20 protein-coding genes are annotated in these 25,538 nt (G+C 38.3%); 12 read left to right on the top strand and 8 right to left on the bottom strand.

Annotation, left to right across the window (positions count from 1 at the left end):
* The first annotated feature begins 17 nt into the window (after window positions 1-17).
* Window positions 18-677, top strand: a complete 660-nt coding sequence (locus tag N0B48_RS10800; protein ID WP_259838813.1) for a DUF937 domain-containing protein — start codon at window positions 18-20, stop codon at window positions 675-677.
* A 129-nt stretch (window positions 678-806) separates the two neighbouring features.
* On the opposite strand, the gene N0B48_RS10795 is transcribed toward N0B48_RS10800, so the two are convergent.
* The gene (locus N0B48_RS10795) at window positions 807-2,201 is read right to left on the bottom strand and encodes an MATE family efflux transporter (RefSeq protein ID WP_259838812.1); all 1,395 of its coding nucleotides are present in this window, start codon (window positions 2,199-2,201) and stop codon (window positions 807-809) included.
* Window positions 2,202-2,313: 112 nt separating this feature from the next.
* Between N0B48_RS10795 and N0B48_RS10790 the strand changes: the two genes are divergently transcribed.
* The 4 genes from N0B48_RS10790 to N0B48_RS10775 all read left to right on the top strand — a co-directional run bounded on the left by N0B48_RS10790 (window position 2,314) and on the right by N0B48_RS10775 (window position 7,032).
* Window positions 2,314-2,673 carry an ankyrin repeat domain-containing protein gene (locus N0B48_RS10790; RefSeq protein ID WP_259838811.1) on the top strand — a complete coding sequence of 120 codons (360 nt, stop codon included), beginning with the start codon at window positions 2,314-2,316 and terminating at the stop codon, window positions 2,671-2,673.
* Window positions 2,674-2,831: 158 nt separating this feature from the next.
* Entirely contained in the window at window positions 2,832-4,586 is a 1,755-nt protein-coding gene (aspS, locus tag N0B48_RS10785; RefSeq protein ID WP_259838810.1) for an aspartate--tRNA ligase, read from the top strand.
* A 42-nt stretch (window positions 4,587-4,628) separates the two neighbouring features.
* Window positions 4,629-5,360, top strand: coding sequence for a carbon-nitrogen hydrolase family protein (locus N0B48_RS10780; RefSeq protein WP_259838809.1), 732 nt, complete (start codon window positions 4,629-4,631; stop codon window positions 5,358-5,360).
* 340 nt (window positions 5,361-5,700) lie between these two features.
* Window positions 5,701-7,032 carry a M12 family metallopeptidase gene (locus tag N0B48_RS10775; protein WP_259838808.1) on the top strand — a complete coding sequence of 444 codons (1,332 nt, stop codon included), beginning with the start codon at window positions 5,701-5,703 and terminating at the stop codon, window positions 7,030-7,032.
* A gap of 61 nt (window positions 7,033-7,093) precedes the next feature.
* Here N0B48_RS10775 and N0B48_RS10770 read toward each other — a convergent pair whose 3' ends face one another.
* The gene (locus N0B48_RS10770) at window positions 7,094-8,368 is read right to left on the bottom strand and encodes an adenylosuccinate synthase (RefSeq protein ID WP_259838807.1); all 1,275 of its coding nucleotides are present in this window, start codon (window positions 8,366-8,368) and stop codon (window positions 7,094-7,096) included.
* 234 nt (window positions 8,369-8,602) lie between these two features.
* Entirely contained in the window at window positions 8,603-9,172 is a 570-nt protein-coding gene (locus N0B48_RS10765; protein WP_259838806.1) for a Crp/Fnr family transcriptional regulator, read from the bottom strand.
* A gap of 145 nt (window positions 9,173-9,317) precedes the next feature.
* Between N0B48_RS10765 and ku the strand changes: the two genes are divergently transcribed.
* The 4 genes from ku (at window position 9,318) to N0B48_RS10745 (ending at window position 13,233) form a co-directional block, all read left to right on the top strand.
* The gene (gene ku, locus N0B48_RS10760; protein ID WP_259838805.1) at window positions 9,318-10,100 is read left to right on the top strand and encodes a non-homologous end joining protein Ku; all 783 of its coding nucleotides are present in this window, start codon (window positions 9,318-9,320) and stop codon (window positions 10,098-10,100) included.
* Entirely contained in the window at window positions 10,100-10,705 is a 606-nt protein-coding gene (locus N0B48_RS10755; RefSeq protein ID WP_259838804.1) for a DNA polymerase ligase N-terminal domain-containing protein, read from the top strand. The genes ku and N0B48_RS10755 overlap by 1 nt, the downstream gene beginning before the upstream one ends.
* Before the next feature lie 71 nt (window positions 10,706-10,776).
* Window positions 10,777-12,645, top strand: a complete 1,869-nt coding sequence (gene ligD / locus N0B48_RS10750) for a DNA ligase D (protein WP_259838803.1) — start codon at window positions 10,777-10,779, stop codon at window positions 12,643-12,645.
* A gap of 48 nt (window positions 12,646-12,693) precedes the next feature.
* Window positions 12,694-13,233 (top strand): hypothetical protein, encoded by a 540-nt coding sequence (locus N0B48_RS10745; RefSeq protein ID WP_259838802.1) that lies wholly within the window; start codon window positions 12,694-12,696, stop codon window positions 13,231-13,233.
* Here the strand turns inward: N0B48_RS10745 and N0B48_RS10740 are convergent.
* The 4 genes from N0B48_RS10740 to N0B48_RS10725 form a co-directional block, all read right to left on the bottom strand.
* A complete protein-coding gene (locus N0B48_RS10740; protein WP_259838801.1) occupies window positions 13,230-13,964 on the bottom strand; it encodes an SDR family NAD(P)-dependent oxidoreductase in 735 nt (244 codons plus the stop codon). The two genes, N0B48_RS10745 and N0B48_RS10740, sit on opposite strands and share 4 nt — an antisense overlap.
* Before the next feature lie 262 nt (window positions 13,965-14,226).
* Window positions 14,227-14,589: a preprotein translocase subunit YajC gene (gene yajC, locus N0B48_RS10735; RefSeq protein WP_034723294.1), complete on the bottom strand. Its 363-nt coding sequence runs from the start codon at window positions 14,587-14,589 to the stop codon at window positions 14,227-14,229.
* Window positions 14,590-14,598: 9 nt separating this feature from the next.
* Entirely contained in the window at window positions 14,599-15,120 is a 522-nt protein-coding gene (locus N0B48_RS10730; protein WP_259838800.1) for a DUF1573 domain-containing protein, read from the bottom strand.
* A gap of 1 nt (window position 15,121) precedes the next feature.
* The gene (locus tag N0B48_RS10725) at window positions 15,122-16,027 is read right to left on the bottom strand and encodes a transcription antitermination protein NusB (protein WP_259838799.1); all 906 of its coding nucleotides are present in this window, start codon (window positions 16,025-16,027) and stop codon (window positions 15,122-15,124) included.
* 90 nt (window positions 16,028-16,117) lie between these two features.
* Here N0B48_RS10725 and N0B48_RS10720 point away from each other — a divergent pair, with 90 nt between their 5' ends.
* The 3 genes from N0B48_RS10720 (at window position 16,118) to N0B48_RS10710 (ending at window position 20,341) form a co-directional block, all read left to right on the top strand.
* Window positions 16,118-17,779: an ABC transporter ATP-binding protein gene (locus N0B48_RS10720; protein ID WP_259838798.1), complete on the top strand. Its 1,662-nt coding sequence runs from the start codon at window positions 16,118-16,120 to the stop codon at window positions 17,777-17,779.
* 99 nt (window positions 17,780-17,878) lie between these two features.
* Window positions 17,879-18,214 (top strand): DUF3276 family protein, encoded by a 336-nt coding sequence (locus tag N0B48_RS10715; RefSeq protein ID WP_034701927.1) that lies wholly within the window; start codon window positions 17,879-17,881, stop codon window positions 18,212-18,214.
* A gap of 207 nt (window positions 18,215-18,421) precedes the next feature.
* A complete protein-coding gene (locus N0B48_RS10710) occupies window positions 18,422-20,341 on the top strand; it encodes a M1 family metallopeptidase (RefSeq protein ID WP_259838797.1) in 1,920 nt (639 codons plus the stop codon).
* A 126-nt stretch (window positions 20,342-20,467) separates the two neighbouring features.
* On the opposite strand, the gene N0B48_RS10705 is transcribed toward N0B48_RS10710, so the two are convergent.
* Window positions 20,468-25,513: a DUF4132 domain-containing protein gene (locus N0B48_RS10705; RefSeq protein ID WP_259838796.1), complete on the bottom strand. Its 5,046-nt coding sequence runs from the start codon at window positions 25,511-25,513 to the stop codon at window positions 20,468-20,470.
* Window positions 25,514-25,538 lie beyond the last annotated feature (25 nt).

Below are 25,538 nucleotides of genomic sequence, written 5' to 3'. Positions count from 1 at the left end.
TAAAATAAACACAAACTATGAGTTTAATTGACCTACTTACAGGTAACACCAGCAACCAGGTTGCTGAGCAGGCAGAAAACAAATTCGGGATCAGCAGAAACCAGATTATCGCCTTATTGGCTGTAGCAGCCCCTTTGGTTATTTCTTACCTTAGAAATAAATCTCAGGACGCTAAAGAAGCAGAAGCTTTAAATAATGCTTTAGATAAAGACCACGACGGAAGTATTCTTGATGACGCATCACAGGCTGAAGCAAGACAAGATGAAGGAGGGTCAATCCTTGACCACGTTTTTGGCGGGCAGAAAAGCAATGTAGAAAACCAACTTTCTCAGAATACAGGAATCTCCATCGACAAAATCGGTCCTATTCTAGCGATGCTAGCTCCGGTGATCATGGGATATATCGGTAAAGAGAAACAACAGAATAATGTAGGTGCAGGAGGTTTAGGAGATCTTTTGGGAGGAATTCTTGGAAATGCATCCAGCCAGGCTCAAACGCAGCAATCAAGTCCATTGAATGATATCTTAGGAAGTGTTCTGGGAAGCGGTCAGTCGCAATCAGGAGGAAACCCGCTTAATGATATTTTAGGAAGTGTACTTGGCGGTGGCGGAGGGCAACAACAGCAACAAGGAGGCGGATTAGGAAGCATCCTTGGTAATATTTTAGGAGGAAAATAATTTAATTTTGTATATTAAAAAAGGCTGAAGATTGATCTTCAGCCTTTTTTATTTTTAGCTTTTTGCTTTAGTTTCAGAAGAACCAACGGATTTAGAAACCGTTCCAGGTCTTCTTTTCCCATATTGATTTTACACTTTCACCGTCTTCCATTTTCCTTTTTTAAACAAAATAAAGGCAACAATGGTAATCAAAGTTTCTGCAGCCGGAATAGAGATAAATACTCCTTTAGGTCCCATTCCGAAATGTTTTGAAAGAAAATAAGCCAGCGGAATCTGAAACAGCCAGAACCCAAAGAAATTCACCCAGGTTGGCGTCCAGGTATCGCCCGCTCCGTTAAATGCATTGATGAGTACCATTCCGATTCCATAGAAAATAAATCCTACACTCATAATATGCAGTGCATTTTTAGCAAACTCTTTAATATGTGTTTCCTGCGTAAAAAATCCTACCAGAAAATCTCCAAGCAGGAAAAATATTAAGCTTACCGCCAGCATGAAGATCACATTATATTTTACAGTTTTCATGACTGACTGTTCTGCTCTCAGCATTTCATTGGCCCCCATATTCTGACCAACCAGTGTGGAAGCCGCGTTACTCAATCCCCAGGCGGGAAGCATAAAGAACATCATCAGCCTCAAAGCGGTCTGATATCCTGCAGAAGCATTTTCCCCTCCGGTAGTTGCCACCAATTGAGCTAGAAAAATCCAGCTGCATGATGCAATCACGAACTGGAAAATCCCCGGTGTTGCTATTTTCACAATGGATTTTATCTGTTTGAAATCAGGAGTAAAATAAGGAAGCGCAATGCGGATTTGGGTATCTGCAACCAACAAATGATACAGCTGATAAACTACACCGACACTTCTACCTATTGTAGTTGCCAAAGCCGCTCCGGTAAGTCCCATTGCCGGAACAGGTCCGAAACCCTTGATCAGAACAGGACAAAGGATAATATTCACAATATTGGCGATCCAGAGAGATTTCATCGCAATGGCTGCATTTCCCGCTCCCCTGAAAATCCCGTTGATCAAAAATAAAAGCATAATAATAACACTGCTTCCCATCATGATCCTCGTGAAATCTTTCCCGTACGCTGCCGCTTCAGGTTTTGAGCCCATTAAAATCAGAATTTCTTCTGCATAGATCACGCCCAATAAACTCAGCAACAAAGTAATGACAAATGAAACGAGTAAAACCTGTGCAGCACTTCTGGAAGCCTGCTCCGGATTTTTCTCCCCAATTCGCCGTGCCACCAAAGCCGTGGCTGCCATACTCATCCCTATCGCAATGGAATACATTACCGAAAGTACCGATTCTGTAAGGCCTACTGTTTGAATTGCATATCCGCTTTCTTTCAGATGCCCGACAAAGTACAGGTCTACCAATGCAAAAACAGATTCCATGGCCATCTCCAGCATCATAGGAACCGCCAGAAGAAGAACAGCGCTCCTGATCGTTATTTTGGTATAATCTACTTCTTCCCCGCTGAATGCTTTTTTCAAAAAATCTATATATCTTGTCATTTCCTAATCAATAATTATCTGATTATCAAAAATACAAATTCAATTCTTATAAAAATTTAGTTACTCATATCAAAAAAATAATTTAGATTTGTATATTCTTAAAATGAATCTTATGAAAAAAATAATCTCTACTGTTTTTATACTTGCCATCTCGGCATCTGCCAGTATGCTTTCTGCTCAGTCACTTAGCAAAGCTCAGATGCAAGCTATTCAATCTGACAATGTTACTTCATTTAAAAAGAATTTTTCAAAAGCAGATTACAACAAATGCTTTCCGCTTAAAAATGAAACTTTCAGTGCATTAGGTTTCAGCTCTCTTTATGGCAGAAATAATATTATTAAATTTCTTCTGGACAACCAGGCAGATGTCAATAAGGAATGTAATGGTAAAACTCCCCTTGCATTAGCCAAATTGGGAAATAAAGAGCAAACCGCACAGCTATTGATACAAAAAGGAGCTACCAATAATTAAAAAGCCCTCAAATAATATACAAGACTTCCGAAAGGAAGTTTTTTTTGTTTACAGAACCTGCAAAAATCTTATCTTTGCATCCGGAATTTATGGTTGAAAACTTCATGATCAGAAAGCTCAACCTTATATCTTAAACATTGAACCTTAAACAAATAATTATGTTTCGATCACACACGAACGGAGAATTATCTCTGAAAAATCTTAATGAAGAAGTTACACTTTCCGGATGGGTACAGACTATCCGTGATAAAGGATTTATGATTTGGATAGATCTTCGGGATCGTTACGGAATTACCCAACTGGTTTTTGACCAGGACCGTTCTTCTCCACAACTGATGGAAGAAGCTAAAAAGCTGGGCCGTGAATTTGTGATTCAGGTGACAGGAAAAGTAATCGAGAGAGTAAGCAAAAATCCAAATATTCCAACTGGAGAAATTGAAATTCTAGTTGAAAAACTGGCAGTTCTTAATGAATCCCAGCTTCCCCCTTTCACCATTGAAGATGAAACGGATGGCGGTGAAGAATTAAGAATGAAATACCGTTACCTTGATATCAGAAGAGCACCGGTACGAGATAAGCTTATTTTCCGTCACAAAATGGCACAGAAAGTGAGAAATTATCTTTCCGACGAAGGATTTATCGAAGTGGAAACTCCGGTTTTAATTAAATCTACACCGGAAGGCGCAAGAGACTTTGTAGTGCCAAGCAGAATGAATCCGGGACAGTTTTATGCCCTTCCACAATCGCCACAGACGTTCAAGCAGCTTCTGATGGTAGGCGGAATGGATAAATATTTCCAGATCGTAAAATGTTTCCGTGATGAAGATTTGAGAGCGGACAGACAACCGGAATTTACACAAATTGACTGTGAGATGGCTTTCGTAGAACAGGAAGACATTATGAATGTCTTTGAAGGAATGACGAAAACATTGATCAAAGATATTACAGGACAGGAATTCGGAGCTTTCCCAAGAATGACTTTCGTTGATGCGATGAAGAAATACGGGAATGATAAACCGGACATCCGTTTCGGAATGGAGTTCGTGGAACTTAACGAACTTGTAAAAGGAAAAGATTTCAAAATATTTGACGACGCTGAATTGGTAGTAGGAATCAATGTAGAAGGATGTGCTGACTATACAAGAAAGCAGATCGATGAGCTTGTTGACTGGGTAAAACGTCCGCAGATCGGAGCATCCGGAATGGTTTGGGCTAAATTCCAGAATGACGGGGTGAAAACCTCATCTGTCAACAAATTCTACAACGAAGAAGATCTGGCGAAGATCATTGAAAAATTCGGAGCTAAAGAAGGCGACTTAATGCTGATCTTATCCGGAAACGAAAATAAGGTAAGAGCTCAGCTTTCTGCCTTGAGAATGGAACTTGGAAACCGTTTGGGACTGAGAAAAGGAGATGTATTTGCACCACTTTGGGTCGTAGACTTCCCATTACTCGAATTCGACGAAGAAAGTGGACGTTACCACGCTATGCACCACCCTTTCACCTCTCCTAAACCTGAAGATTTCCATTTACTGGAAACAGATCCGGGTAAAGCAAGAGCAAATGCTTACGATATGGTTCTTAACGGAAACGAGATCGGTGGAGGTTCTATCAGAATATTTGACAAAGATCTTCAGTCTAAAATGTTTGACCTTCTAGGATTTACCAAAGAGGAAGCAGAAGCTCAGTTTGGATTCCTGATGAATGCCTTTAAATACGGAGCACCGCCTCACGGGGGATTAGCTTTCGGATTTGACCGTTTGGTGGCTATTCTCGACGGAAACGAAGTGATCAGAGATTATATCGCATTCCCTAAGAATAATTCAGGGCGAGACGTGATGATCGATGCGCCGGCATCTATCGCTGATGCACAGCTGGATGAACTGGAAATACAATTGAACTTAAAAGCATAAATTTAAAGCGGAGATTTTTCTCCGCTTTTTTATTGACATTATATGAAAATCGCAGCAGCACAAATCAAGCCCATAAAAGGAGATATTCTTAAAAATATTGAAAATCACAAAATAGTAATCAAAGCAGCAGCTACTAAAAACGTTGATCTGATTATTTTTCCTGAGCTTTCGATTACCGGCTATGAACCTGAATTAGCGGAACAGCTCTCCATTGATTATGAAGATCAAATTTTAGATGTTTTCCAAAAAATAGCAGATGACAACAACATGAGTATCACCGTTGGAATGCCGACAAAGTCCGATGATCAGTTATTTATAAGCAGTATTATATTTGAACCGGGGGAAAAGAGAAAAGTGTATTCAAAGCGGAATCTTTTCCCAACGGAAATTACCTTTTTTTCAAAAGGAGAAAGCTTCTGTCAGCTGGAACTTTCGCAGACTAAAATATCACTAGCCATATGTTATGATTTATCTGATCCTACTCATTCACAGGAAGCTTACCAGACGGGTTCAACTATTTATGCAGCAAGTGTTCTCAATTCGGTCAATGGCATTGATGAAGACATTATTAAACTATCCACTATTGCAGAAAAATACCATCTGCATGTTATAATGGCTAATTTCGTTGGAGAATCGGGAGGTTATGAATGCGCAGGAAAATCGTCTGTCTGGAGTACTACAGGAAATTTATTGGGGCAACTCAATGATGAAGATGAGGGGATTTTGATTGTAGACACCGATAATGATCAGATCGAAAAAATTTATATCAACTAATATCTATTAAAGCGGAGAAAAATTTCCGTTTATTTTATTCAAAATTACAGAAATATTCAGATTAATTCCGTTTTCACACATAATATGGGGTCATTTCGACTCTTATATCGAATATTTGTGAATAATTAAAATTCTAATTTAATAGGAAAAAATCACAGTAAATAAATTTATTAACGAAATAAATACACTATTCAATAAAATAATAAACAAAACAAACATTATATTATGTTACATTTAAATACAGGTTTTATTAATATATTTATAAGTACCATGTGAATATGATGACAATATCATCGTTCATATTGAGAAAACTTTACCAATACACCAATATTTAAATGATATGAAAAGCAAACTATTACTCTTATCAGGATGCCTTGTTTTGGCTCTGAATTCTTGTAGGTCGGATATCGAAAACGCGCAGGCCAATCAAATGGACCATACAACGGCGAAGCTGGATAACACGACGGTTCATAAATTATTAATTAGCGGGACTTATACGTATGTCAATGAAGTGAATGGTGAATATTTTTACGCAGATGATATTACCATTACAGCTGAACAGTTTAACAAATTAAAGATGCAGACCAATTCTGAATTGTCAACATCTGAGAAAAGCACCATTGTAAGCTCCTTTATCAAGACATGGCCAGGTGCAACAGTCTATTATACATTACCCAGCCAGGGAACCCTGAGTACTCTGAACTACAATACGTTCCTTACCAATATCAACAAAGCGTTTGATATGATTTCTTCCCAAACCAGTGTTCAGTTTGTAGAACGCACCAACCAGACCGAATATATCACCTTTACCTATTCTACAGGTAACAGTTCTCCGCTTGGATGGCAGCAAAACAGAGTGAATGGTATCAAAATTTATAATATTACCTATCCGGCAATTATTGCCCACGAAGTGATGCACTCTATGGGAATTATGCATGAACAATGCCGTCCGGACAGAGATCAGTATATTATTGTAGATGTTAACAAGGCGGTAGAAGGAAGCCGTCACAACTTCAACCTTTACAATGATTATGCAGGACACGGTGCGTTTGACTTCGGTTCGGTGATGATGTATCAGTCTACAGATTTTGCGATAAACTCAAGCCAGCCTGTAATGACTAAACTGGACGGTTCTACTTTCACCAAGCAAAGAACAGGATTGTCTGCCGGTGACTATGCCGGAATTAACCATTTGTACGGGCCTGTTAATGCTACTTCTGCAATCAACGGAACTTATACAATGACAACAGCTTTAGCAAATGATAAAAATGTAGATATATCCGGAAGCTCCACTACAGATGGTACCAGTGTGATTCTATATTCAGCCTCTACAGGGAATAACCAGAGATTTACTTTCAGTAAGTCAGATCACGGTTATTATACCATCAAATCTACATTGGATGCTACAAAGGTTTTAACTGTAAAAAGTAGCGGAACAGCAAATGGAACTGCTGTAGAATTAAGAACTAATTCTAATACAGATGCTCAGAAATGGTTATTAATTAATTTGGGAAATAATGGTTTTGGATTTGCTCCTAAGAACGCACCATCCCTGAGATTAGAAGTAAAGGGTGGTCTAACCACTAACCTTACTCCTATTGTAATCGGTAGTACGGATCAAACGGTTCAGCCGCCTACAAAACAACGTTTTAAACTTACAAAAGTTAATTAATATTTTTTTATCCAGATAAAGAGGTTAGGGATTTATTTTCCTAACCTCTTTTGCTTTATAATTATTTACTGTTTAATTTCAATATCTCATCTCTTCCCGGTCCCGTAGAAAGATAAGTGATGGGAACACCCAGCTCATCATTCAGAAAAGAAAGGAAAGCTTTTAATTCTTCAGGTAAGTTGGAGGCATCTTCAATAGCGGTAATGTCTCCTTCCCAACCTTTCATCTGTTTTAAAACCGGACGGGCATTTTCAGGGAGTATTCCTGAAGTTCGGGCCACATTTCCATCTTCGAGTTCATAATGGGTACAGACTGACACGGATTCCATTCCGCTTAAAACATCTGCCTTGGTCAAAATAACCTGGGTAACTCCGGTGATCATAATCGCATATCTTAAAGCCGGAAGATCCAGCCAGCCGATTCTTCTCGGGCGCCCTGTATTGGACCCGAACTCGTTTCCTTTCTGTCTGATCTCTTCACCCAAACTGTCAAAAATCTCCGTAGGAAACATTCCATTCCCTACTCTTGTGCAATACGCTTTTGCAATCCCGAATATTTCACCGACTTTCTTAGGTGAAATACCCAGTCCGACACATGCTCCTGCAGCCGTGGTGGAAGAGGAAGTCACATAAGGATACGTACCGTGATCTATATCCAGCATTGCAGCCTGTGATCCTTCTGCCAGGATCTTTTTTCCTTCAGACAAAGCCGTATTTAAAACTATCTCTGTTTCTGTACGGGTGAACTTTTTCATAAAATCTACCGCTTCAAAGAATTCCCTGCTGATTTCCTCTAATGAAGGAAGCACCATATCTCCACCGGCAAGAAGCCTGTAGTCTCTTTCTAGAATCTGCTCTACCCTGCTCTTAAAATCAAGAGAATCTATATCACCAACCCTAAGATTCTGTCTTAAGATTTTATTGGAATAGGCCTGGGCAATCCCGTTTCTCGTCGTTCCGATGGTGGTATATTCTAGATTATCTTCCATAAAGCAATCCAAGAGTCTATGCGTAGGAAGAACGAAGTGTGCCTTTTTGGAAATCATCAGAGTATTTTCAGGTTCAATCGTTTCGTCAAATTGTTTAAGATTTAAAATTTCTTTTCTCAGACTTACCGGATCCAGTACGGTTCCTGTTCCGATGACATTCTGAACGCCTTTCATGAAAATCCCGGAAGGAAGTGATTTTAAAGTGATTCTTTTACCATTTCTTTCTATACTGTGTCCAGCATTTGCACCGCCATTAAAACGGGCCGTCATGTGATAGTCTTCACTGATGAGATCAATAAACTTTCCTTTTCCTTCATCGCCCCACTGCAGGCCTAATACAATGTCCATATATTTAAATTTTATGATGCAAAGCTATGGTGGTTTGAAAAGGAGACCATTGTCATTTGGCAAAAAGGGATGTGTTTTTTTGTATAATGTATTAATGTATAGTGTATTAATGTATCATGTAAAAAGTATTGATGACGATGAAAATCTGATGTTTAAACAGATACACTTTTGGCTAAAGCCGGTGAAAATTTTGTTTTTTCTTAACCGGGCTAAAGCCCGTTCCTATTGATTTTGTTATACAATATTTCTCCTGATACGGCTTAAAGATGAAGGCGTAATTCCAAGGTAAGAAGCGAGCATAGATTGCGGAACTCTGTTGGCAAGTCCCGGATAATGATCTAAAAAATGAATATAACGGGCTTTTGCATCCAGATTGAGCATTGTACTTGCGACCTTAAGTTTGTTCTCTGCCACAAAAGCATGTACTTTAGCGAACAGAAAAGGCCAGATGGCAATTTCTTTCTCCAGCTTTTTAAAATGATCAAGATCGATTGCAAGCAGAACTCCGTCTGTGATAGCTTCAATGTATTCAAGTGAAGGCATTTGATCCGCAAAACCGTGAAAATCCCCGATAAACCGTCCTTCATAAATAAAGTAGCGGGTAAAATCATCTCCCTGCTTATTGTAGTACAGAGACCGGAAAACGCCCTCTTTTACAAAAGCGATCTTTCGGCTCACCTTTCCGGCTTCAATAAAAGCTTCCCCTTTTTCTATGGTGATTTCCTGCAGACCTTCAGCGATCAGCTGTTCTTCCTCAGCATTGAGAATTCCGAATTTGCGGATATAATTAAAAAGTTCGTCCATATTTATTTTGCCTGAATAGTCGGGAAATATAAAAGTATAAAAATACGGTGGAGAAGCCATTGTCATTTGACAACAAAGCTGATAAAATGTACCACACCATCTTCCCACGGCATGTTAATTGATTGATTTTTAAAAACGTAAGACAATGAAAGCAATCTGGAACGGCGCCATTGGCTTCGGTTTAGTCAATATCCCGGTTAAAATCTATTCCGCCACAGAAACCACAAAACTGGACCTCGACATGCTCGATAAATCTGATTTTTCCAATATCAAATTTAAAAGAGTCAACGAGAGTACAGGAAAAGAAGTGAAATGGGAAAACATTGTAAAAGGCTATCTCATGGATGATAAATACATCGTTCTTGATGAGGAAGATTATGAGGCAGCCAGCCCTGAAAAAACAAAAATTCTCTCCATTGATCAGTTTGTAAAGGAAGCGGAAGTAGACAGTGTGTACTTCGAAAATCCTTATTATCTGGAACCTCAGAAAAACGGTGAAAACGCATACCGTCTTCTGCTAAAAGCTTTACAGGAAACAGAAATGGCAGGAATCGGGACCTTTGTTTTACGTGACAGTGAAGCGATTGGCATGATCCGACCTTACAAAGATATACTGGTTCTGAACCGCCTCAGATTTGATCAGGAAATAAGAGACTATAAAGATCTGAAAATCCCTGCCGCAAAAGCTCCTAAACCTGCAGAACTAAAAATGGCTGTAAGTCTTATTAAACAGCTTTCTCAGGTTTTTGATCCCGCCATGTACAAAGACACTTATTCTGATGAACTGATGAAGATTATCAGAAAAAAAGCTAAAGGCAAAAGCATTAAAATGAAAAAAGCCGAACCTGTGAAAGAAGGTAAAGTAATAGACCTTATGGCTCAGCTAAAAGCCAGTTTACAAAGTCCCAAATCCAAATCTGCATCGTAATGGCTCTAAAAGACTATCAGAATAAAAGAAAGTTCGATGAAACTACCGAACCTGAGGGCAAAACGAAAAAAAGCAAAGACCAGCTTATTTTCGTGATTCAAAGGCATGCGGCATCGCGTCTTCATTATGATTTTCGTCTGGAAATGGATGGAGTCCTTAAAAGCTGGGCTGTTCCGAAAGGTCCATCATTAGATCCCAAAGATAAAAGATTGGCGATGATGGTGGAAGATCACCCCTATGATTATAAAGATTTTGAAGGAAATATTCCGGAAGGAAATTACGGAGCAGGACAAGTGGAAGTCTGGGATAGCGGAACTTATGAACCTTTGGAAAAAGACAGCAAACTTTCGGATGAAAAAGAGCTTCTGAAAGAACTTCGTGCTGGTTCATTAAAATTTATTCTCCACGGAAAAAAACTGAAGGGTGAATTTGCTCTTGTTAAAATGAAAAACAGTGAGGAGAATGCCTGGCTTCTCATTAAACACAAAGATCAATTTGAAGAAAGTCCGTATGATGTTGAGGAAAATACTTCACCAAAATCTTTGGTAACGAAATTTTTAGAGGAAAAAAAAAGCCTAAAAATAAAGGAAAAAAAGAAGTCATAACTTCTGAAAAAAGATTCAAAAACTTCAATTCATTAACGAACGAAAAAAAACTAAGCTCTTTCATCAAGCCTATGCTGGCTAAATCTTTTGAAAAAGCATTTGACGATGAGGACTGGGTTTTTGAAATTAAATGGGACGGTTACCGTGCTGTGGCCGATCTCAGCCATACTGATCCCGTGTTCTACTCCCGAAACGGAATTTCATTTTTATCAAAATTTGAAAAAGTTGCAAAAGACTTTAACCACCAGAAATATAAAATGATTCTGGATGGCGAAATTGTGGCCTATGATGAGCACGGAAAACCTAATTTCCAGCTTCTACAACAGATCGGTGATCATCCTGATATGGCTCTAACCTACCAGGTTTTTGATCTTCTCTGGCTGAATGGTCATTCTACAGAAGAGCTTCCTCTCGTACAGCGCAAAGAACTTTTAAAAGAAGCTTTAACAGAAACGGAGGTGATCAAATACTGTGACCATATTCCAGAAAATGGAATTGCTTTTTTTAATCAGATGAAAAAAATGAAGCTGGAAGGAATGATCGCGAAAAAGGCCGACAGCTTATATGCTGAAAACCATAGAACGAACGACTGGCTTAAAATAAAATTCACGAATACGGACGAAGCCATTATCTGTGGATTCACAGAACCCCGGGGTTCACGGGAAAGTTTCGGAGCTTTAATTTTGGGAAAGTATATTGCAGGAAAACTGATTTACTGTGGTCATACAGGAACAGGCTTTAACAATGAATCTTTGAAACTGCTTTATGAAAGGCTCCAAAAACTCATTGTAAAAACTTCTCCATTTGAAACGGTTCCGAAGACAAATATGCCCGTAACATGGACAAAACCTGAATTGATTTGTGAAATTAAGTATTCCGAAATCACGAAAGACGGGATTTACAGGCATCCTGTTTTTGTGGCCATCCGTGAAGACAAAGAACCTGAAGACACAGATACTCCAACCCACGAAAATCCAAAAGAAATGAAAGCGAAAAACCCATCCAAGAAATCAGAAAACTCCGAAAAAGAAAAGGAAATCACCCTGGATAAACATACAGTAAAACTGACCAATCAGGATAAGATCTATTTTCCCAAAGATGGTATTACGAAAGGAGAAGTGATCGCCTATTACCAGTCCGTTGCTTCTTATATTCTTCCTTATCTGAAAAACCGTCCGCTGTCTCTCAACCGGTTTCCCAATGGCATTGAAGAACAGGGATTCTACCAGAAGGACGCGGGTGACAGTATGCCCGACTGGATCAAAACAACAGAAGTCTATTCGGAATCCACTGACAAATACATTGACTATGTGTATTGTAATGATAAAGCAACTTTAGCGTATCTGAATAATTTAGGCTGTATCGATATGAATCCATGGAACAGTGCGCTTCCGGATCTGGAACATCCGGATTATCTGGTACTGGATTTAGACCCGTCAAAGAAGAACACATTTGATGACGTGATTGAAACAGCGCTTCAGGTGAATGAAGTTTTAGATTCAATTAAAATTAAAGGTTATTGTAAAACTTCGGGAAGTATGGGAATCCATATTTATATTCCGACGGGTGGAACATATGATTTTGACCAGGTAAAAGATTTTGCACACATTCTGATGAAACAGGTGAATGAAAAGCTACCCAAACTCACCACTCTTGAAAGAAGCCTACAGAAAAGGGATGACAAAAAAATCTATCTCGATTATCTTCAAAACAGGACAGGACAGACTTTGGCTAGTGTTTACAGCTTGAGACCCAAAGAAGGCGCTTCTGTTTCTATGCCTTTGGAGTGGGAGGAAGTAAAACCGGGCTTGAAGCCAACTGATTTTACGATTCATAACGCCTTAGAGAGAATCAAGGAAAAAGGTGATTTGTTTAAACCTGTTTTGGGAAAGGGAATTGATATGATGAAGGCGTTGGAGCTATTGCAGAATGGTGGATAAAATTCTATTTTTGGAGTGGTCAAAAACTGATCATAACCACTGATTACTATGAATGAAACTATTCAGATCGAAATTCCTTTTAATGAAACACTTGAAAGGCAGAATCAAAATTTTTATTTTAAATATGTATGGAATAAAGCGCTAAAAAAGTGGTGGAAAATTTTACTTTTTACCATAGTCTTTTTATTCTTAGGATTCTATCCAATAGAAAATTTTGATAAAAATTTGATTCATTATATATTTAAATATGGCGGAATATTTTTCTGCGGCTACTGTTTCATTTTAATCAATAACTATTTTGCTTCCAGGAAGAAATTTAAAAAAGAAGTTGATAAGATTATTACTGAGTTCAAAACTAAAAACGAACCTTCTTCCATTATTTTAAATGATCACGGCATTGAATTTAAAAATGCATTCTACATGATGGGTTCCGTTTGGGAAAAGGTTTTTTATATAAGATCAAATGACACTATTGTCATCAGCCCAATCAATACTTTATCTTTTATCATTCAAAAAGCAGAATTTAAAAATGACGAATTTGACATTGTATTAAACTATCTTGCAAAATATTCAAAACAACAAAATTAAGGAAGCTTAGCCACCAAACCTTCCGGAAGAATTTTCAAAATCATATAAATCATCTTCCATTTAAAATTCGGGACGATAGTGAAAGAATTTCCGGCATTGACAATATGTTTTGCCACATAATCAGGCTCCATGATCAAAGATTCGTTGAGCTGTAGCCCGTCATTGATCTTTGTTCTGATATAACCGATCACTAAAGCATTGACTTTTATTTTTCTTGCAGCCAATTCCTGTCTTAAGCCTGCTAAATATTGAGTAAATGCAGCTTTTGTACTTCCATACACAAAATTACTTTTCCTTCCTCTCACTCCTGATAATGAAGACAGCCCGATAATTCTTTCCAAATGGGTGTTTTTCTGATCCATGGCAATGATGTTCAGAATGGAAACGGCTCCCATATAATTGACCTGCATCATCTGTTGAGTGCCTTTAAAATCTACCAATGCTTTTTCATTGTCAACCAGGAAACCGGCAGCGTAAACCGCAATATGAGGCTTTACGGGAAGTTCATCATAAAATTTTTGATGAGAATCAAAATCTACCGCATCAAAATAAAGAATGGTCACCTTTGAAGCATCCAGCCTGTTATCTGCAACGAATTTTTCAAGTGAGACAGTATCTCTTGAAGCTGCAATTACAGAAAATCCTTTTTGAATGTATTGTATGATACACTGCTTGGCTACGTCTGAATTGGCACCGAGAATGAGAACGGTTTTGTCTGTATTTTGATTCATGGTGCAAAGATATTTTATTTGGTTTTAATTTTTAAACACAAATTTCACGAATAGGTTCACGGATAACACTAATTTGAGTAATGCGGGGTTCACATTTCACTTGCGAAGCAAAATTCACCATGGACATTTCTCAATCTTAGTCTTAACCTAAGAAAAGTCTCGTGTCTGAAATCTGGCATCTCAAATCTTGATTTTAGCTATAAAAAAACTCGGCGCGGTGAACTTCGTTCACCGCGCCGAGCGATATTTTCAAACTGAAAAATTATTTCTTTTCAGTATCAATTTCTTTTTTCTCTGCTGCTTTTTCAGCAGCAGCTTTCGCTTTTTCTCCAAAACGCGTTTCAGTAAATTCTCTTGAAACGGCCGCTTTTTCGAATTTCAGTTTTCCAGATAAGGTTTCGATCACGAACCCGTCATCCTGAACCTGAGCAATTCTACCGTGAAGACCTGAAGTAAGGACTACTCTGGTACCTACTTTTAAAGTTTCCTGGAAGGTTTTCTCTTGCTTCTGTTTTCTCATCTGTGGTCTTATCATCAGAAAATAAAACCCCACAAACATTACCCCCATCATGATCAGCATCATAGATGAAGACCCCTGCTGTGCCTGTAAAAAGATTGTCAACATATATTTATATTATGGTTGGATGTTCGCTGTGAACGTTAATTTGATAGGAGTCTTATCTACGTTGGCAAATACATCTGCATACTTCTGAACGTTTCCGTCGAAGCTTGAAGAGTCAAAATGCAACGTGATTTTACCTTTTTTACCAGGAAGGATTGGTTCTTTTGTAAAATCAGGAGCAGTACATCCGCATCCTGGCTTTACTTCAGAAATGACCAATGGATTTTTTCCTGTGTTTGTAATCTCGTAAATATGCTCTACTTTATCTCCTTTTTTGATTTTTCCAAAATCGAAGCTGTTTTCAGATAGGGCAACAGATGTTAGTGGCTGGTTAGAAACCGGAGCTGCAGCAGCTGTTTCAGCCGAAACCGGAGCAGCGGCAGGGTTAGTAGGAGCTAAATTGGTAGCACCCGCTGTAGAATCTGTAATATTAGCAACCTCTGCACCTGTAGCAGCTTGCTGATTTTCTTTTTTACAAGAAACCAAACCAAGGCCTATGATAGACAAAGCGATAATTGATAATGTCTTTTTCATGTTAAATTCTATTTTGATCTTTACAATATTTATCCAAAATTCCGTTAATGAAGATATTGGAACGGTCCGTTGCATATACTTTTGCAACTTCAATATATTCATTGATAATAACTCTTGAAGGCGTAAAAGGAAAATTATCCAGCTCAGAAAGTGCTGTTGACAAAATGACTTTATCCATTAAAGAAACTCTTTCAAGATCCCAGTTTTCCAACCTTTCACTCAGCTTTTTCTCATTAACTTCCCAGTTGTTCAGGGTATCTCTCAGAAGTTTTCCTGCGAAAGTTTTATCCTCTTCATCTTTAATCATTTTGATTAATGTTCTGCTTTCTTCATCCTCCTTCAGGAAACCGATTGTTTTCTGTACCATTGAGTTGGCGATGTGGATATCATCATACCATGAAAGTTCTTTATCACTAAGATATTCCTGGAAATCATCATTCTCAGCGATGTATCTTAAAAACAGTTTTCCGATAAATTTCTGATCTTCTTCAAAAGAATACCCATCTTCTTTCATGAAATCCTGATACCTCTTCCCTCCTGTCATTCTTTGGAAAGTTTTCACCAATATATCATCATGCATATCCCATTTCAACTGCTTGTGTTGGCCTGTGAAAAATAATCTCTCAGGATTTTCTTCCAGCTTGATCAATACTTGGTTATTGATGAATTTTTGGTTAGGATTAATTTCAGCATCAGTTTTAAGATATTTGTTCTTTCCAATCTCAATCTGAGTCTCTGCCAATTCTTTCAGAGCCACCAAAAAATTGAGTTGATAGATATAGAGATTATAGATTTTCTCTATTCCAGTGAACATATTTTTTTCTAAAACATCAAATTTTACAGGATTCTGATAGTATGAATACACTGTTTGTACTACTTTTTCACGGATTTGTCGTCTTCCTAACATTCAAAGAGCTTTTTATGGGTGCAAAGATACAAAAATTAAAATTGATGAAATTCGTAGTCTGCCTACATTTTTGTAAATTTGTAAAACTTTATGAAAGCGCTAAAAACCTTAAACCCTTACTTTTGGAAGCACAAAATATTATTGTTTTGGGGGTTACTATTTATTATTGCCAGTAATTTCTTCAATATATATAAAGTTCAGTTTGTAGGAAAATCTGTGGACGAACTTACCAAAAGCGGCAACCTGGGCTTCAACAATCAGGTTTTGGTGTATGTAGCCATTATTGTGGGCTGCTCACTTCTGACCGGATTTTTCACCTTTATGATGCGTCAGACGATCATCGTTGCCTCCAGAAGGATTGAATATGAACTGAAAAATAAAATCTACAGACATTACCAGGAACTTTCTCTGACGGATTATAAGCAGACGACCATCGGTGACCTTATGAACAGGTTGAGTGAAGACGTTGTTGCCGTAAGAATGTATCTGGGTCCGGGTGTGATGTATGTGGTGAATTTAGTGATCCTGCTTGTGATCACCAGCATCTATATGGTGAAAACGGATGCGTCTATGACCGTATGGACGTTGTTGCCACTTCCTATTCTATCTTATATTATATTTAAGGTAAGTTCGATTATCAATAAGAAGTCGAAGATCATGCAGAAAAGTCAGTCTGCGATCTCCACTTTCGTACAGGACAGCTTTTCAGGAATCAGAGTGGTGAAATTTTTTGCTAAGGAAAATTACATCAAAAAGAATTATGGCATCAAAGTCACTGATTATCAAAACAAAGCTTTGGATTTAGCGAAAACTGAAGCGTATTTCTTTACCATTATTTTATTTGTAATCGGATTACTGAACGTTGCGGTTATTCTTGTGGGCGGACATAAATATATTGCCGGAGAACTGAGCGTGGGTAAAATTGCTGATTTCTTTATGTATATCAATATCCTGATCTGGCCATTCTCCATGGTAGGCTGGGTAACTTCTGTGAATCAGAGAGCTGAGGCTTCGATGCAAAGGATCAATGAATTTCTTGATAAAAAATCGGAAGTTATTAACACGAACTTTGAGGACTATCCTATTAAAGGTGATATTGAATTCAGAAATGTTTCCTACGTTTATCCGAACACAGGAATCAAAGCATTAGATAACTTAAGCTTTAAGATCAAAGCCGGTGAATCTCTGGCGATTATGGGTAAGACAGGAAGCGGAAAATCTACGATTGCCCTTCTGTTGTGCAGACTTATTGATCCTACGGAAGGTGAAATCTTAATCGACGGGAAGAACCTGAAAGAGCACAATCTGACCAATTACAGAAATTTCATCGGATATATTCCTCAGGAAAGCTATTTATTCTCGGATTCTATAGAAAATAATATCGGTTTTGCCATCGATCATCCGTCTCATGAAAAAGTGGTGGAATATGCAAAAATTGCGGACGTAGATAAAAATATCGTTGAATTTAAAGAGCAGTATAAAACACTTGTTGGTGAACGCGGCGTGATGCTTTCGGGAGGACAGAAGCAAAGAATATGTATCGCAAGAGCTTTAATAAAGGATCCAAATATCATCATTTTTGACGATTCCCTGTCTGCTCTGGATACCGAAACGGAACAGAATATCCTTGAAAATATCGACAGAAAAATCAACAACGCCACGTCCATAATTATCACACACAGAGAGTCTAGCGCTCAAAAAGCCGATAAAATCATCAACCTTACCGAAATTGCCAATTCTGTAACTGCTTAGCCGTTTCATTCTCAATTGTTAAATAAATCATAAAAAAAATTTTGTGATTAAAAGAATTCTTTTATATTTGTTCTTAACAAGATTAAAAAATATCTAACAATGAGTGAATACAAGGAACGCCATGAAAATGAAATTTTCACTAAGGTGTTAAAAGCAGGGAGAAGAACTTATTTCTTTGATGTGCGCGAGACGAAAGCAGGAGATTATTATCTTACGATTACCGAAAGTAAAAAGAACTTCGGGGAGAATGGGGAAGCTACATTCGAGAAGCACAAAATTTATCTTTACAAAGAAGATTTTAAAAGTTTTCAGGAGATGTTTAATGAATCCACAGATTTCATCATTAATGAAAAGGGTGAGGATGTAATATCAGAAAAACACGACAAAGACTTCAAAAGCAAATCATTCACTATTGATTCTGACGACGAAGTTTAAAAAAGAATATCTAAAAACACAAGCATCTGAAAAAGATGCTTTTTTTATGCCCTTAATTGTAATTTCAGCATATAAACAGAACTCCTGATTTAAAAAGGTGCATTTGGAAACATAGAATTTTACAGGAAATAAAATGAACAGCTATATAATGAAAAAATAAATTATATTCGCATTTAATTATTTCGATAAAAATTAAATTTATTAACAATGAAAACACGCATTATTTACATTCTATTAAATATTCTATCATTTTCATTTGTATTTTCACAAGAAGGAAAACACCACACTGACATGATTTCAAAAAAAGAAAAGAAGTCAGCGTTGAGTAAAAAGAACGTTCAGTTCAATCCAAATACGGTCAACTACGATGTTACTTATCATAAATTAGAATTAAAAGTAAATCCAGGCGTAAGAAACATATCCGGAAAAGTGACCACCACTTATACAGCTCTATCGAATATGAATACCATAACCTTTGACCTGGTCAGTCAGATGGTCGTAAGTTCTGTAAAGCAAAATAATGTGAACCTTTCATTCCTACAAAATGCAAACAAAGAATTAGTCATTACCCTTCCCAATACACAACTGGCAGGTACAAGTGCGTCTGTAGAAATCACATATGCAGGTATACCACCCAATACGGGACATGTCTTTTTTACGACCCACAACAGCTCTCCTATCTTCTTTACATTATCAGAATCATTCGGAGACAGAGAATGGTGGCCATGTAAGCAAGATATGAGAGATAAAATAGACAGTATTGATTTGTACATTACAGCACCATCACAATATGTAGCGGTCGGAAACGGTGTGGAACCTGCCGCTCCAGTCATTTCCGGTTCTGATAAAACCACCCATTTTCATCACAGCTATCCCATTCCGGCTTATTTGGTTTCCGTTTCCGTGACCAATTACAGCACTTTCAATCAGACCGGGGGCACCGCTCCCAATACCTACCCGATTATTAACTATGTTTTTCCAGAACACCTGAGTCTGGCACAAAGTAATTTAAGTCCAGTTCCTTCCTTTTTAAATTTTTTCGAATCCTTGTTAGGAGTCTATCCTTATAGTAATGAAAAATATGGAAACGCAGAAGTTACCGAGAGCGGAATGGAGCATCCTACAGTCTCTTTTATCAGCAATTATAACAGATATATGATGGAACATGAAATGGCCCATCAATGGTTCGGAGACAAAATCACCTGTGCTACATGGAACGACATTTGGCTCAACGAGGGATTTGCCACTTTTATGGATGAACTGCTTATAGAACATTATGATGGTAATGCAGCAGGAATATCGAACAGAACCAGCTTGATCAACCATATCACTTCACAACCTAACGGCGCAGTATATCTTACGGATGCAGAAGCTCTGGATGAAGACCGTATTTTTGACGGCCGTCTTTCTTACAATAAGGGCGCGATGGTCCTCAATATGTTAAGGCTTAAGTTGGGTGAAACCACATTCCTGCTTGGGCTTAAAAATTATATAAATGACCCCAATTTAATATATAAAACTGCAGGAACGCCAGATTTCAAAGCTCATATGGAAGCGGTTTACGGAAGCAGCCTGACCGATTTTTTCAATGACTGGATCTACAATCAGGGCTATCCTGTTTATACCATTAAAGCTCAGAATATGGCAGCTGGCCAGGTAAAAGTTCTTGTGAGCCAAACTCAGTCACACGCTTCCGTTAATTATTTTGAAATGCGTTTACCATTACAGTTCACAGGCGCGGGAGGCCAGGTGTATAATACTTATGTAAATAACACCGTAAACAACGAGTCGTTCACAGTGAATGTTCCGTTTACCATAACCGGAGTAAGATTTGATCCGGAAAAACATATTATCTCGAGAAACAATACGGCTACATTAGGACTTGGGAATGTCGATTTTGAAAAAGATCAAATCGAAGTTTATCCCAATCCGGTAAGTAATATTTTAACCGTAGATTATGTCACTCCTATTGATAAAGTGACCATGACCAATATGGTAGGTCAGGAAGTACCTGTACATTTTATCAATAAAAACCAGATTGATTTTTCTAAGTTCAGTCCAGGGGTCTATGTATTACAGGTGCACACTCAAAACAGCACAAAAACTTTAAAAATAATCAAGAAGTAAGGGCTATCATTTCCTGCAGAATTTATCAGGGAAATCTCCAATCGCTTTTTAAATTTACAATTCCCCTTCAGGTTACATTTAATCATCCACCAACCGGCAAATGATTAAATGTAACGTAGGGAATGATTAGCTATATTCTCGTTTTATCTGCGTAAGAATAGTCGGATCCTGTATTTCATCGTCTTTGGCTAGCAGCAATACTTTAGACATTACTTCCGCAGACTTCGGATCATCATCTGCAAAAGGCAGAAACAGTCTTCCTCTATGTTGTGAATGAACAGGAAGGATAGACAGATATTTGCCCGGAACCTGATGAACCACCGCACTGCCCAAATGCACACTGTATTCTCCCATTTTCCCTTTCACCAATACATGAGAACCTTCAATACTTACGTTATCCAATTTGAATAATCGGGCCGTTTCTTTCATCAGTACTGCACGCATTTCAATGGAAGAATGGCTGGCTTCCGGATCTACTCCACCTACGTGAGCTACCGACACCACGAGATCTATATCCCGCATCACCTCTGAAAACAGTCGTGGATTAATATCTTCAAAAGGAATATTTTTATAATCTTTTAATGAATGGAATTCTATGGTTTCCAGAGTCGGGCTTTCCACTTCGGCTGGTGAAAACCAATTGGCAGCAGCATACATTTTCACCTGGAAGCCTTCCTTATGATAGACTTTCTGAAGACCTTCTTCGTAATCTACTTTCCAACCTCGTGTTTTAAGCAGTGCTAATGCTTGTTTCGGTTGAACCTGATGTCCTGCATAACGGCGTGATACTGATTTTTCCTTCAGCTCATCCGGTGTAGGCACATACAATTCCCTAAATATCTGCTTGAACGGCTGAATCAGTTTTTCCGTAAAACAATAGTGCTGATAATCGCTCCAGACCCCATGCTGATGCAGATCTACACAATGAACAATCCTCAGCGTATTGGTATCATTTAATTCCTGAATTTCTCCATGAGCATTAATCAGATTCCCGTCATGATAGAATCCTATTTTATCATCACTGGAAATGAATACGAGCTTTTCCAGATGTTTTACAATAACCGGATGTTCAAAAAGGTTTTTAATTTCTGCAAAAAAGAACTCGTCGCCTCTTATCATGGCTTCCTCCAATCCTTTTCGGGAACGGGTCCACTGTTCACGCATGATCTTGCGGTAGTTTCCTAATTCTACGATCGCTTTATCTTTTTTGATTTTTGGCGGAATAGATTTCAGCTGTTTATCATCCCTGAATACTACCATTTCGGCTTTTCCATCGTCTTCTATAATCAAACCTACCGTTACTCCATCGATCGTCACCTGGGTTTCTTTTGATAAAATCGTTTGAATCTGTTTGGTTTCCATTGCCCAGGTCAGTCGGATCGGGTCCGGATAGCCTGCATTTCGGGCTAAGTTTTCCAATGCCACACGAATAGCCAGCGCTTCACTCGTCTGTTTCATCGAGCCAAATTCTTTACTTTCCTTTTTAAACTGCTGAATGTATTCATAGCGGCTCAAGACATCTTTTTCCGGATTGGCTTTGCTCAATGGAACAAGTCCATACACCCGGAGATAATCCTGATCACGCTTGTCTTTTACTTTAGCCGTTACTTCTTTGATCTTTAAATCGCCGGTAAGTGTGTCTGAATAAAGTCTTGCCCGGCGGTGTCCGTTTCCATCGGAGATATATTTAGCAGATTCATACAGCATTTCCCAACGGGCTTTTCCCAGTTCTTTGTAAGCTTGTGTAAACCAGTCTTTATCCACTGCCCCATCCTGAAATTCCTGAACATCTACGGATGAATATTTGGCCACTTCACTTTCCAGTTCTGAATTCTGAGCCTGATACGCACTGGTTTTGGTATGGGCGTGCATCCACCAGATCGCTGAATCCAAACCTTTCCAGCCTAAATAAGTACTGATCAGTTTCTGCCACTGCGGTGCATAAACGGCAGCCTGTATCAAACGGAGTTCTGAAATCTTCTCTTTCTTCATCATTTCATTAAATGATTCCTGAGTATCACTTTCCAAAGGATGAGAATTTTTGATCAGATAAGAGAACAGTTTCTGCCTGGTCATATTTTCGTTGCCATAACTATAGATATAGTTGGCATACAATGTCGATTTCCCGAGTCCTTTCAACAGCTGCACAAAGCGGTTGGTTCCGTAGATGGTCTGAAATTCCTGTACAAATTGAGAAACGGCAGTATTCGCATCACCACGAATAAGCTCTACATCCAGGAATTTATTCTGAATATCTTCTATGATCGGTTTCAGGAAAGGAAATGTGTCCAGATATTGTTCCTGATTATGGTAAATCGTATGGGTCTTCGCTCTCGTAAGATCCCTTATGACAGAGTCTGCCGTGAAAATACCTTCATAAAGTTCATCTTTTGTAATAACGTTCAGCTCATACGCTTTACAGAATAAATAGAAATTCGGAACTGAATGTTTTTTATTTTCTTCCAGACCATTATACTGCATCCAGCGGTAAAGATTCCACTGTTTGATATATTGTTCATCAGTAAGGTCTTTAAAAGGCACTGCCTGTAAAAACACACTGAAGAAGCCCAGCTGCTGCCAACCGGTTCCTCCACCATAATAATAGGTATTTTCTTTTGCTTTATAGTTAATGATATCGTCCTGCAAATGGGCAAACAGAGTACTGCACGCATCGATCAGGAAATCTGTTTTCTCCTCGAATATAAACTTATACTGTAAAACTTCCAGGATCCTTTTAACAGGATTATCCCAGTAATAGTCGCTTTTCAGAGGATTAGGGATGATATCCTTGTGATAAAATACATAGTTTCCCAGGAAGTCTCTGAATTTTTTACGGTCGCAGTTTTCAGCGAAAGTCAACAGGAATAAATCCCGCGGCTGAAGTCCCGAATCATTATACCACTGTGCCCATACTTCATGCAGAGGATAGTTTTCAGCGATCTGTTCAGAGGTAAAACCTTCCGTATTGTTTCTGATGTGCCGGAGGGTATTGCCCATCAATACAGTTATTTTTGAGCCATTCCAATCATCTACTTCGTATTCATGATCTTTATTTTTAAGGAATAAAGCATTGAGTTTTTCTAATTCCCCTTTGATATGGTTCATGGGTTGTGTAAAACCATACTTATCTTTTTTCGTAGCCTTTGCGTATACGGAATTGGCTTCCACCTTAGGAAGTTCAAATTTTGAGATCACAGAAGGATCATAGAATCCGAATCCATTTTCTGCGGAAAGTACTTTTTGGTCATCAGAAGGATTAAGCTGATCTAAAAGACTCTGTTCCCTTTCGGATACTTTCGGCTTTTCTGAAAACTGTTGGGTCCAGCTTCCGATCTGAGCAGAGGCTCTTTTGTCTTTTTGAAGCTGCAACATAATATCCAGAGAAGCAGTTCGCTGCTCGATATCTCCTTTTACCATTAATTCTTCAACCAATGGACTGATTACTCCATCTTCCTGATGCACCACCAATTCTATCAGTTTCTTACGAAGTGTTCCACCTTTTCTTTTAAACATATCAAAGAAAATCATCAGTTCATCTTTGTTTAAAGGATTTTGCTGCAGCACATTAATCCCTGAAGCCACTAAAGATTCTCCTCTGTCTTTTATGATTTTAAATGCAAATTCTTTCTGGAACGGCGTTACTGCCTGCTTTTTCTTGCCGAAATTATAAGAATAGGAATAACAGTAGAAATCCCCTAAAATACCTCTTGACAGCTGTTCACGCAATGAAAGGTCAAACTGATCAAAATAAGAAAGAACCAGGTCCAGTTTTTCTTTATCCTCACCTACCAAATAAAACATCGACGCGTATAAATTGCTTTTACTGAACGTCGCATTGAGCCAGGAGAATATCTTTCCTTCAAATTTCTTTTCCTTTACCTCAATCTTTTGGGTAAGCTCATGCAGTTTTTCAAAGAAATCAGGATAATCGGTATTATTGATATAGAATTTTGAAGCTGCATTGGCACTTAATAATGTTGATAAAGGTTCGCCCGCAAAAGCCAAAACCTGCAAATCGCCTTCCAATACTGCTTTGTAGTACAATGGCATCTGGATATACGGATCATGGGTTTCTCCCGCGAATTTTATGGCCAGACATTTCTTTTCCACACTGCCATGGTCATACAACTGATGCAGATATGGAACCGCTTTTTCCACATCCCATACAGACTGTACCCAAAGTGCCATATAAACTTCGTTATTGTTCTTGCTTTTTATAGCATCCGGAATCAGTTCGGGATTGTTGAAATAGGTATGCGCCAGGGAAACAATATTTTTTACCACTGATTCTTTTTCGGCATCCCAACCCAGACCTGTCCAAGTATCTATGGAACGGACAACAGATGAAAAACGGGTGAGTTTATGTTCTACAATCACATTCGTCATATATTCCAACGCACCGATGCTGGTTTCATCCAGAGCTTCCAGTACCGTTTGTCTTAAACCTTCCTGTCGCTGAGCTGCCAGTAGGAGTTTTTCCACCAGTTCCCAGCAATGTTTCTGATCACTGTTGAGTAATGCTTTGATGATATTTCTGGATACTTTTCCTTCAGGATGTTTATTGAAAATAATGTCTTCAATCAGTTGATAAATGATGGCATTTCCTGTATCAATCGCTGCGGACCAGATATAGAACTGGTTTAAACTGTTTGAAATCTGACTGTCGTAGATGATCTGCTCTTCCAGGGTAAGGTTATAATACTGCTCACCTCCATGAGTGTAAGAATAGACACTCGGAAACTGTAAAAGACCTCCTATTAAATTAACCTGATTGAGAAAGATGTACTTTTCATTGTTAGGTGCACGGAAAGATCGTCTGTAATAACCTGTCTGATACATTTTCTGAGGCATTTTATTCCAGGCGTGCTTTACCAGATCAGCATTGTCGCCAAAGAAATAAACCAACAGCTTATAATACTCTTTGTCTTCCCAAATATCAGGTTTAATGCATTTTTTAAGTTTTTCAGACTGCTCAGAACCCAGCGTTAATTCCTGATAATAATTGAATTTACCCATGATCATCAGGCCTAATTCTGCTACTTCCTTTTTCAGTTTAGGTTTTGAAAAAAGTTGAGAGAGTATTCCCTTTTCCGTCTGCTCTTTTAGATCTTTCCGTAAATTTTTATAGTAATTTACAATCTTCTTCGATTCTAATTTTTCTGTGATTTCCATGTATTTTGAGATTCAGTGTTTTTAA

The sequence above is a fragment of the Chryseobacterium herbae genome (assembly GCF_025154075.1).
Taxonomy (GTDB): domain Bacteria; phylum Bacteroidota; class Bacteroidia; order Flavobacteriales; family Weeksellaceae; genus Chryseobacterium; species Chryseobacterium herbae.
This window is presented reverse-complemented; position numbering and strand designations above follow the sequence as displayed.